The sequence below is a fragment of the Thioalkalivibrio sp. ALMg9 genome, from assembly GCF_000380625.1.
In the GTDB taxonomy this organism is placed as follows: Bacteria; Pseudomonadota; Gammaproteobacteria; order Ectothiorhodospirales; family Ectothiorhodospiraceae; genus Thioalkalivibrio; species Thioalkalivibrio versutus.
The window spans coordinates 602261-612783 of the sequence record NZ_AQYC01000008.1; the positions used below are offsets into that span (position 1 = coordinate 602261).

The 10523-nt window shown below is 66.1% G+C and carries 11 protein-coding genes and 1 pseudogene; 3 read left to right on the forward strand and 9 right to left on the reverse strand.

The annotated features are described in order from the left end of the window. Positions 1–5: 5 nt before the first annotated feature. From soxX to ffh, 8 genes are all read right to left on the reverse strand, one after another. The gene (soxX, locus tag F792_RS0108275; protein ID WP_018169170.1) at positions 6–698 is read right to left on the reverse strand and encodes a sulfur oxidation c-type cytochrome SoxX; all 693 of its coding nucleotides are present in this window, start codon (positions 696–698) and stop codon (positions 6–8) included. 28 nt (positions 699–726) lie between these two features. Further along, positions 727–1536, reverse strand: a complete 810-nt coding sequence (gene soxA, locus F792_RS0108280) for a sulfur oxidation c-type cytochrome SoxA (protein WP_018169171.1) — start codon at positions 1534–1536, stop codon at positions 727–729. A 442-nt stretch (positions 1537–1978) separates the two neighbouring features. Beyond that, positions 1979–2545, reverse strand: coding sequence for a methylated-DNA--[protein]-cysteine S-methyltransferase (locus tag F792_RS0108285; protein ID WP_018169172.1), 567 nt, complete (start codon positions 2543–2545; stop codon positions 1979–1981). A gap of 23 nt (positions 2546–2568) precedes the next feature. Beyond that, positions 2569–2925, reverse strand: coding sequence for a 50S ribosomal protein L19 (gene rplS / locus F792_RS0108290; RefSeq protein ID WP_018145318.1), 357 nt, complete (start codon positions 2923–2925; stop codon positions 2569–2571). A 9-nt stretch (positions 2926–2934) separates the two neighbouring features. Next, a complete protein-coding gene (gene trmD, locus F792_RS0108295; protein ID WP_018169173.1) occupies positions 2935–3702 on the reverse strand; it encodes a tRNA (guanosine(37)-N1)-methyltransferase TrmD in 768 nt (255 codons plus the stop codon). Positions 3703–3712: 10 nt separating this feature from the next. Then, positions 3713–4222, reverse strand: coding sequence for a ribosome maturation factor RimM (gene rimM / locus F792_RS0108300; protein WP_018169174.1), 510 nt, complete (start codon positions 4220–4222; stop codon positions 3713–3715). 37 nt (positions 4223–4259) lie between these two features. Then, positions 4260–4523, reverse strand: coding sequence for a 30S ribosomal protein S16 (gene rpsP / locus F792_RS0108305; protein ID WP_018145315.1), 264 nt, complete (start codon positions 4521–4523; stop codon positions 4260–4262). 135 nt (positions 4524–4658) lie between these two features. Continuing rightward, on the reverse strand, positions 4659–6047 hold the full coding sequence (ffh, locus tag F792_RS0108310) for a signal recognition particle protein (RefSeq protein WP_018169175.1): 1389 nt from the start codon (positions 6045–6047) through the stop codon (positions 4659–4661). A gap of 199 nt (positions 6048–6246) precedes the next feature. On the opposite strand from ffh, the gene F792_RS0108315 reads away from it, so the two are divergent. The 3 genes from F792_RS0108315 to radA all read left to right on the forward strand — a co-directional run bounded on the left by F792_RS0108315 (position 6247) and on the right by radA (position 9780). Then, a complete protein-coding gene (locus F792_RS0108315; protein WP_018169176.1) occupies positions 6247–7047 on the forward strand; it encodes an inner membrane protein YpjD in 801 nt (266 codons plus the stop codon). A gap of 100 nt (positions 7048–7147) precedes the next feature. Beyond that, complete coding sequence (locus F792_RS0108320) at positions 7148–8434, forward strand: HlyC/CorC family transporter (protein WP_018169177.1); 1287 nt, start codon at positions 7148–7150, stop codon at positions 8432–8434. Then, positions 8434–9780, forward strand: a complete 1347-nt coding sequence (gene radA, locus F792_RS0108325) for a DNA repair protein RadA (RefSeq protein WP_018169178.1) — start codon at positions 8434–8436, stop codon at positions 9778–9780. The genes F792_RS0108320 and radA overlap by 1 nt, the downstream gene beginning before the upstream one ends. A 282-nt stretch (positions 9781–10062) precedes the next feature. Here the strand turns inward: radA and F792_RS15100 are convergent. Then, positions 10063–10324, reverse strand: a pseudogene (locus tag F792_RS15100) (hypothetical protein). Between the last annotated feature and the right edge of the window lie 199 nt (positions 10325–10523).

The following is a 10523-nucleotide window of genomic DNA, read 5'->3' on the forward strand; positions in this document are numbered from 1 at the left end:
GTGGCTTACTGGTTGTTGACCGGCGACTCCGGATCCAGCAGGTAAGCCATGATATGGCTGATCTGCTCGTCGCTCAGGAGCTGGTGACGGTCGGAGTTGAACCGCGGCATCTGGGTGCACGGGAAGTACTGGTGAGGATTGGAAATCACCTCGTGCACGTAATTCAGCACCGCTTCGCTGGTACCACGGTTGGCACCGTAGTTCTGCAGGCTCGGGCCGATGGTCCCCTGCTCGGAAACCCGCGGGTCGAACACGTGGCAGTTGTAGCAGTTGCCACCCGCCTCGCGCTGACCGTGGTTGTCCGTGTTGTGACCCTGGCGGTAGCCATAACCGGAGTTCGCCAGTTCGGCACCCTTGCGCCAGTCACCCAGCTCCACGCCGCCTTCCGGACGTTCGTAGCCGGCACGCGCCATGGCCACGACGCGGCCGGCGGTTTCGCCATCCGGATCGCCTTCCATGGAGCAGGCCTTCTGCAGCTCGTCCTGGGTCATGCGATCACGCCAGGAACCGCCTTCCTGCATCTCCTGGTCACGGAAGCTGTCCGTTTCGAAGATGAGATGCTCGGCCAGCTCGTCAGCGCTCATCGCGGTGATGTCGACATCCGAACCCTTGCTTCCATCGGCAACGGCGCAACCAGCGGCGAGGGCGACGGATGCGAACGCGGCCATGCCGGCCGCAACAGCATTCTTTTTAAACATACTTGGTGTCTCCTATTGCGTCCGTAGATTACCGCTTCAGGTCAGGCAGGATGGCCGGTTCGCCACGGGCCGCGTCGTTCCAGAACGAGATCAGGGCGGTGTTGACCGGGGTATCGTGCTTGATACCTGCGTGACGCATCTGCCACACGCAACCACGGATACGGTGGTTCTGGCTACGCACGTTGTCGTGGCCGGCGCGGTGAGCGGGCCAGGAAACAGCCTTGGTCCATTCCTGCCCATTGCGCATCTCGGGCAGCACGGAGGCACGGATCTGCTTGCCGGAATCGCCATGGCAGCTGGCGCAGTTGAAGTCCATCGCGCCACCGCGGCGGAAGAACAGCTTCTCGCCCGCATCGCGCATGGCCTGCTCTTCCGGGTGATCCAGCGGCGGATTCCACGCCATACCGGAGGACTGGTGGGCAATGTAGGTGGTCAGCTTCATGATGTCGGAGCCGTTGCCGTGACGCTGGCCGACGGCGGCGTCATCGCTGGTGAAGCCCTGCAGTTCCTTCATGCAGTGCACCAGGCGCATTTCGAAGTCCATCACCTTGCCGGTGTCTTCGAAGTAGCGCGGCAGCTCGACATAGGCGCCGTCCAGCTCGCCCGGCCCCTTGCCGAAGTCGCAGCCTTCCAGGGAGACATTGTTCGGGCCGCGCTGGGCGTAAAACAGGTCCTCGCCTTCCTCGACCAGCCACAGGGCCGGGTTGTCCGGCATCATCATGATGTTCATTTCACTCTGATGCAGGTAGGCGGAATCGGGGTTGTTCTGCAGCAGGTTCTGCAGGACATCATTGGGGTCTTGCCATTCGCCGGCCTGAGCCGCAGCCCCAACAGCCATTGCTACGGGCAACGCAAGCAATGCTTTCTTGAACATGGAAACCTCCATCACACGGGTTTTTTTCGATTGAGCCCGGGACTGATCTGGCCCGGACCTGTGTAGCAGAGTGCTGAACCCGAGTCCGCGCTGTCAACACAAAAGACTATATTAGCGTTTCCTAAAAGTCTGTTTTGCAACGATTCTTGGGGATCAACACCAAGGGGCAGACGATGATTACCCCTTTATTATTCCCGCCTTTCCAGAGTTTTTTTCAGGCGCCGTTCAGGCGCGCCCCGAGCGACAAACACCTGATGCCGCGGGCGAATACCCGGGGGCCATCACCAGCCCGAGAACGGCGGGCTAACGCGGCCTCCACGGAATAGCGGGCCAGAATGAGAAAAGCACCCGACGCAGGTACGAGTATGGGGAGGGATCGGCGAGCTGCGAACTAGCGGCCGCGGGGTCAATCGCGACCCAAAACACCCTCATGGACCAGCAGCAGGCGTTTCACCTGGGCCAGCTCGCCAACCTGATCGCCGGCGTAACCGCCGACATCGCTGGAGGTACGAAAACGCGAGGACACCACGCGGTGGCAGGGGATGAACAAGGGCCAGGGGTTGGCACGACAGGCCTGCCCCACCGCACGGGGCGCAGAACCCACGCGGGTCGCGATCTCGGAGTACGTGCGCACCTCGCCCACCGGGATCTCCGACAAGGCGGCCCACACCCGGCGCGCATGGGCGCTGCCGGGGGGTACAGCCGACGTCGGGCGCCAGGCCGTGGCGTCACGACCGTAGCGTTCCGGGTCAAAGCGCGGCGCCTGGAGATCCGCGCTCGGGATATCCACCAACGGCACCAGGTCCTCGGGATCGCCCGGATCCTGCCAGTCGCAGGCCAGGACTTCGCCATCGGCGGATTCCAGCCACACAAAAGCCAGCGCGACTCCGGGGAGGAGGCAGCGCTGGCTGCGGGTCATCGGACCTGCCGACATCGAATGGTTAAACGCCAGGGGTGGCAGGGATTCGGCCATACGCCGAACCCCGTCCGGTCGCGTTACTTCGCGGCCTTGACGTCTTCCTTGATGCGGGCGGCCTTGCCGGTCCGGTCGCGCAGGTAGTACAGCTTGGAACGACGCACCTTGCCGCGGCGCTTCACCTTGATCTCGGCGATCTGCGGGCTGTGGGTCTGGAAGGTACGCTCCACGCCGTTGCCGTAGGAGACCTTGCGCAGGGTGAAGGCGGAGTTGAGGCCGCGGTTGCGCACGGCGATCACCGCGCCCTCGAAGGCCTGCAGACGCTCGCGGTCGCCTTCGCGAACCTTGACCTGCACCACCAAGGTATCGCCGGGCCCGAAGGCGGGCACATCCGACTTCATCTGCTCGGCTTCCAGTTCCTGAATGACGTTATTCATTGCTCGACCTCAATCATCGCTTTCGGTGCGCGAGCCGCCGGTATGGCCACTCGCACGGTATTCGTCCAACAGGGCCGCATCTTCGGCCCCGAGTTCCAGCCGGGCCAGCAGGTCCGGCCGCCGGGTCCAGGTCCTGCCCAGTGCCTCGCGGCGGCGCCAGCGCCGGATCGCGCCATGATCGCCCCCCTTCAGGACCGGCGGCACGGTACGCCCGGCGACCGTCTCCGGGCGCGTGTAGTGCGGGCAATCCAGAAGCCCCGCACTGAACGAGTCCTGCTCGGCCGAGTCCGCATGCCCCAGAACCCCCGGTAGCAGGCGGGCACAGCCATCGATCACCGCCATCGCCGCAAGTTCGCCGCCCGAGAGCACGAAGTCGCCTAGAGACCACTCCGCGTCGACCTGCGCCTCGATAAAGCGCTCGTCGATACCCTCGTAGCGCCCGCAGACCAGGGCGACCCGCGGCCGCCCGGCCAGTTCACGCAGCATCGCCTGCCGGATCGGTTGCCCCTGCGGGGTCAGTGCGATCACGTGCGGCGTGGCTTCGGCATCCGCCCGCGCCGCATTCAGCGCGGACGCCAGCGGCGCGTACTGCATCACCATGCCCGGCCCCCCGCCATATGGCCGGTCGTCCACTGCCTGGTGAACACCGGCGCCCCAGGCACGCGGATTCCAGTATCTCAGTTCCAGCTGACCGCGCTCCACGGCCCGCCCGGTCACTCCGGATTCGCCAACCGCTGCGACCAGCTCCGGAAACAGCGAGATGACGTCGAAACGCATCCGCGCCGCTTCAGAATTCCGGGTCCCAGTCGACCCGCACGCGGCGGGCCTCCAGATCCACGTCCAGCACGTACTGGTCGCGAACCCAGGGGATCAGGCGTTCCCGATCCCCCTGGACTACCAGCACGTCGTTGGCACCGGTCTCGATAAAACCCGAGATGGTTCCCAACACCGCGCCGTCGTTGTTCTCGACCGCCATGCCCAGAAGATCGGCCCAGTAGTAGGCGCCATCCTCGGCCGGTGGCAACCAGGCCCGCTCGATCGCGAGTTCGGCACCAATCAACCGGTGCGCCCCATCGCGATCCGCGGCTTCGCGAAACTTCATCACGACGCCCTGGCCATGGCCGCGGCCGCCCTCGACGTCAACCAGGCGCCAATCACTCCCGTGCTGCATCCACAGCTGCGGGAATTCGGTGATCGCGGCGCGCGGCGCGGTCTCGGAAAAGACCCGCACCCAACCCTTGACGCCATAGACCCCGGACACACGCCCGACGCGGATACGCTCATCCGCCTCATTCATGACCGCAGCCAAGCGTCAGTACAACGGCCGGGCGCCCTCAGGCCGCCGCGGACTGCTGCTGCTTGCGGTAACCCTTGACCAGGTGATTCACACGCTCGGACATGCCGGCGCCGTGACCCAGCCAGTGGTCCACGCGCTCCAGATCGATGCGCAGCGGTTCTTCCTGACCGCGGGCCACCGGGTTGAAGAAACCGATCTGCTCCTTGTAGCCGCTATCGCGACGAGCGCGGGAATCGGTAACCACGATCGAATAAAACGGGCGCTTCTTGGCGCCGCGGCGTAGCAGGCGAATCGTAACCATGTAGTGTTGAACCCCGTGAGTCCGTTTTCTCGAGAAAACGCGCGATTATAACGAATTCGACCGACAACACAAGGGAGAGCTCAGGTCTCCCTTGTGCGCCAGGCCGCCGCTCGCGCGTGCTTTAGGTAGTTTCTGCTAGCGAAACGGCATCCCGCCGCCGGGGCCACCCATACCCCCCATGCCGCCCATTTTGCTCCCCAGGGCCCGCATCATCTTCGATGCGCCGCCCTTGGAGAATTTCTTCATCGCCTTGCTCATTTGGGTGTGTTGCTTGAGCAGACGATTCACATCCTGAATCTGGGTGCCGGAACCGGCGGCAATACGGCGCTTGCGCGAGCCCTTGATCACCTCCGGGTGACGGCGCTCGCGCTCGGTCATCGACGAGATCACCGCCATCATGCGACCGATCTCCTTGTCGTTGGCCTGATTCTTCACCGCATCCGGCAGCTTGCCGCCGCCGGGGAGCTTCTCGAGCATGGAACTCATGCCGCCCATCTTCTGCATCTGGCCCAGCTGGTCGCGCAGGTCGTTCAGGTCGAAGCCGCGCCCCTTCTTCAACTTGCGGGTCAGCTTCTCGGCCTGATCCTGGTCGACCTGGCGACTGGCCTCCTCGACCAGCGACAGCACGTCGCCCTTGCCGAGGATGCGCGAGGCGATGCGCTCGGGGTGGAACGGCTCCAGGGCATCCGGGCGCTCGCCCATGCCAATGAACTTGATCGGCACGCCGGTGATCTGGCGCACCGAGAGGGCCGCACCCCCACGGGCATCGCCGTCCGCCTTGGTCAGCACCACGCCGGTCAGCGGCAGCGCCTCGCCGAAGGCGCGTGCGGTGTTCGCCGCATCCTGCCCGGTCATGGAATCGACCACGAACAGGGTCTCGATCGGGTCGATCGCCTGATGCAGGGCCTGGACCTCGGCCATCATGTCCTCGTCGACATGCAGGCGGCCCGCGGTATCCACCAGCAGGACCTCGATGCCCTCGCGGCGGGCGCGGGCGACCGCATCCCTGGCGATCGCCTCGGGCTTCTGGCTGGTGTCACTGGGATAGAACGTGACTTCGACCTGGCCGGCCAGGGTCTCCAACTGCTGGATTGCCGCCGGGCGATAGACGTCACAGCTGACCACTGCGACCTTTTTCTTCTCGCGCTCGCGCAACAGGCGCGCGAGCTTGCCGATACTGGTGGTCTTGCCGGCACCCTGGAGGCCGGCCACCAGCACTACGGCGGGCGGCTGCTGCGCCAGGTTCAGCGTGGCATTCTCGCCACCCATGGTCACGATCAGTTCGTCATGGACGACCTTGATCAGGGCCTGGCCGGGGGTCAGGCTGCCGATGACCTCCTTGCCCAGCGCCTTTTCCTTGACGTCCTTGATGAACTCGCGCACCACCGGCAGGGCCACGTCGGCCTCCAGCAGCGCCATGCGCACCTCGCGCAGGGCGTCCTGGACATTGTCCTCCGTGAGCCGCGCCTGACCCTTCAGGCGCTTCATGGTCTCCTGCAGGCGGCTGGAAAGGCCGTCGAACATCACGCGTCCTCGTCTAAATCAGCGGTGGTCGGCGCACATCCACCGACCACGGGACCGCACAGTATACCGCTCTCGCGCTCCGGGATGCAGGCCCACCGCCGGGCAACCGGTCGAGAGATCACAGCGGGGCACCCGAACTGGCGCCGGAACGGCCGCCACCATGTGCAATCCGCCCGCGGAGCGGCGATAATCCGGCGTCATGATCATTGCCATCGGACTCCTCGCCGTCGCGCTGTATCTCGTCACCGCGGGCTACCTGGTTGTCACCGCCCGCCGGCAGCCGCTGACACAGGGCCAGCCGCGGGGGCCCCTGGCCCTGTGGGGGCTCGCGCTGCTCGCCCACCTGGGCGCTCTGCTGCCGATGGTGCTGACCGATACGGGACTCAATCTGTGCCTGGGCAATGCGCTGTCGGCCTCGCTGTGGCTGGTGGCCGCACTGCTGTGGCTGACGAGCTGGCGCCATCCCCTGGCCATCCTCGGGGTCGTGATCCTGCCGCTGACCGCGCTGGCCGCCCTCACCGCTCTCCTGTGTGACGGCGATACGCGCTATACCACCTCGGCCGGGATCGACCTGCACATCCTGTTCTCGGCACTGGGCTGGGCGTTCCTCGCGCTGTCCACCGCACAGGCGGCGGTGATGGCCGCCCAGCACCGGGCCCTGCACAACCATCACGCCTCGGGCTTCGTGCGTGCCCTGCCGCCGTTGTTCTCGATGGAGGTGTGGCTGTTCCGGATGATCTTCATCGGCTGGCTGTTCCTCGGGCTCAGCCTGCTGTCCGGGTTGCTGTTCGTGGACAACCTGTTTGCCCAGCACCTGGTCCACAAGACCACACTGTCGATCCTGGCCTGGCTGATCTTCTCCACCCTGCTGATTGGCCGCTGGCGTCTCGGCTGGCGCGGCACCCGCGCGCTGGCCTGGACCACCGGCGGCTTTGTCGTGCTGGTGCTGGCCTATTTCGGCTCCAAGCTGGTGCTGGAAGTCATCCTCGGACGCATCTGAACGCGGTAACCACGGCTTGACACCCCCGCGGGCCTTGCCTGAAATGATCCCGAGCATGCAGCCCCGCCCGTCCGCCCACCCCTGACCGCAGGCCGCACCCTTGCAAGAGATCCCGCTGTACGTCCTGTTCGGCGCCCTGGTGGTGCTGTTCCTGCTGTCGGCGTTCTTCTCCGGCTCGGAGACGGCGTTGATGGCGTTGAACCGCTATCGCATGCGCCACCGCGCGCAGACCGGCCATCGCGGCGCCCAGCGCGCCGCGCGGCTGCTGGAGAAACCGGATCGACTGATCGGACTGATCCTGCTGGGCAATAATTTCGTCAACATCATGATCGCGCAGATCGCCACCTTCATCGGGTGGCGCCTGTTCGGCGATACCGGCGTGGCCATCGCCACCGGCGTGCTGACCCTGACCCTGCTGATCTTCGCCGAGACCGCACCGAAGACCCTCGCCGCGCTGCACAGCGAACGCGTGGCCTACCCCGCCGCCTGGGTCTACTCTGGACTGATCAGGGTGATGTGGCCGGTGGTCTGGATGATCAACCTGATGGCGAACGGCGTGCTGCGCCTATTTGGCGTCCATATGAATGCCGACCAGCGCGCCGCACTGAACACCGATGAACTCCGCAGCGTGGTCTCCGAGGCCGGCGCGCTGATCCCGGCCAACCACCAGCGCATGCTGCTGAACCTGCTGGATCTGGAGCGCACCACGGTCGAGGACATCATGATCCCGCGCAACGAGATTGTGGTGATCGACCTGAACGAACCCTGGAACGAGGTCGAGGACCAACTGATCCACGGCAGCTTCACCCGCCTGCCGGTGGTGGAGGGCGAGCTGGACCACATCGTCGGCTTCGTCCATCGCCGCGACGTCCTGCCACTGGTCGAACGTGACGCGTTCGGCCCCGACGACCTGCGTCAGGTCCTGACCCCGCCCTACTTCATTCCCGAAGGTACGGCGCTCAACCGCCAGCTGATCAACTTCCAGCAACAGAAGAAGCGGATCGGCCTGGTGGTGGACGAGTACGGTGATATCGAGGGGCTGATCACGCTGGAGGACCTGCTGGAGGAGATCGTCGGCGAGTTCACCACCGACTCCCCGGCGATGAGCGACGACCTCCTGCGTCAGGACGACGGCTCGGTCATGGTCGACGGCGGCATTCATCTGCGTGAACTGAACCGGGCCCTGGGCCTGGACCTGCCACAGGACGGCCCGAAGACCCTCAGCGGCCTGATCGTCGAACACCTGGAGAGCATCCCCGAAGCGCCCGTGAGCGTGAAAATCAACGGCGTGGTGATGGACATCGCCCAGATCAAGAACAACACCATCCGCACCGTGCGCGTGGTCGCGCCCGACCTGCCGGAAGCCCCACCGCAGAAGGCCCCCTGATGGCAAAGAGCAAGACCCAGTACGTATGCCAGTCCTGCGGCGCGATCAGCCCCAAGTGGGCCGGCCAGTGCGGCGACTGCGGCGCCTGGAACACCCTGGAGGAGGCCGCTCCGGCGGCCAGCGCCGGCCCGCGCGGCGGGTACGCCGGCGCGGTCGCCGGCATTACCCGCCTGGGCGAGGTCGAGCTGGCCGAGGTACCGCGCACCAGCACCGGGTTGTCGGAGCTGGATCGCGCCCTGGGGGGCGGCCTGGTCCACGGGTCGGTGGTGCTGCTGGGCGGCGACCCGGGCATCGGCAAGTCCACCCTGCTGCTGCAGACCCTGGCCATGCTGCCCATCGGCGACACGCTCTACGTGACCGGCGAGGAATCGGCCCAGCAGATCGGCATGCGCGCCCGGCGCCTGGGCCTGGAGGTCGACGGGCTGCGCCTGCTGACCGAGACCCAGGTCGAGAACGTGATCGCCACCTGCGAACGCGAGCGCCCGCGCGTACTGGTAATCGACTCCATCCAGACGCTCTACACCGCTGCGCTGCAGTCCGCCCCCGGCTCGGTCGGCCAGGTGCGCGAAAGCGCCGCGGCCCTGGTGCGCATGGCCAAGCAGCGCGGCATCACCGTGATCCTGGTCGGGCACGTGACCAAGGACGGCCAGCTCGCCGGGCCACGCGTGCTGGAACACATGGTCGATACGGTGCTCTATTTCGAGGGCGACCCGGACGGGCGCTATCGCATGCTGCGCGCGGTGAAGAACCGCTTCGGCGCGGTGAACGAGCTGGGCGTGTTCGCCATGCTGGAGAACGGCTTGAAGGCCGTCTCCAACCCGTCCGCGATCTTCCTGTCACGTCACCAGGGGCCGGTGCCCGGCAGCGTCGTCATGGTTACCCGCGAGGGCACGCGCCCGTTGCTGGTCGAGGTGCAGGCGCTGGTCGCCGAGAGCCATGCCTCGCAGCCGCGGCGGATCACCGTCGGGCTGGAGCAGAACCGCCTGACCATGCTCCTGGCCGTACTGCATCGCCACGGCGGCGTGGCCCTGTTCGACCAGGACGTCTTCATCAACGTGGTAGGCGGCGTGCGCGTAACCGAGACTGCCGCCGACCTGCCGATGCTGGCGGCCGCGCTCTCCAGCTTCCGTGATCGCGCCCTGCCGCAGGAGCTGCTGGCGTTCGGCGAGGTCGGCCTGGCCGGCGAGATCCGCCCGGTCCCGAACGGCGAGGAACGCCTGCGCGAAGCGGCCAAGCATGGCTACACCCGCGCCATCGCGCCGGCCGCCAACGCCCCGCGCAAGCCGATCAAGGGAATGGAGGTCATCCCCGTATCGCGCCTCTCGGAAGTCCTCGACGCCCTGTAGCGCCTGCCGCCCGTCAGGTGTTGGCCGGGCCGGGTTGGCCAACCGCGGTTACGATGCCTACGACCCGCTGCCTGCCCGGTTGTGGCTAGCCCTGGTTCGGCATCCAGTGTTTACGTGCCTTCGTCCGGCCGCCTGCCACGCGCTCTCTCGCGAGCGCACCGCGAGGTACTTTCTTGCTTGCCCAAGAAAGCACCCAAAGAAGGGCACCCGGATTCCGCCCAGGAACCTCGCTCCGGACGCGCTGGGCCGGCGGCGCTGAACTCGCTACGCCTGCGGCTTCGCTCAGACATCCAGCGCCTTCTTCCGGCCCATCACGCCCTCCGCGAGGGGCTCCATACGGGAGGGGAAGGTCAAAACAGAAGGTATCCTGTAAGGTGCGGATGAGCGCAGCGAAACGCACCGTTCCCCACGCCGCGCGAAACCCTGATGCGATTCGCTGCGCTCATCCGCATCCTACGCCCCCCCCCGGCACCCGCTCCGCGGGTGCGGCACGCAACGGCCAAAGGCCGAGCGTGCCGAAGATGTCCGAAAGCCTAGCCATCATCCACTGGCAGTAACGTTGGGATAGCCGTTGTTTGGACCTGCCTCCCCGTTGTCGTCGCGCCGAGTGGAGAGGCTTTTTCGCGGGACGATTCTAAATAGACACGGGGCGCTGGATGTCTGAGCGAAGCGCAGCGTAGCGAGTTCAGCGCCGCCCGCGAAAAGCCTCGGAGCGAGGGAAACCCCGGCCCGCTGCGCGGGCC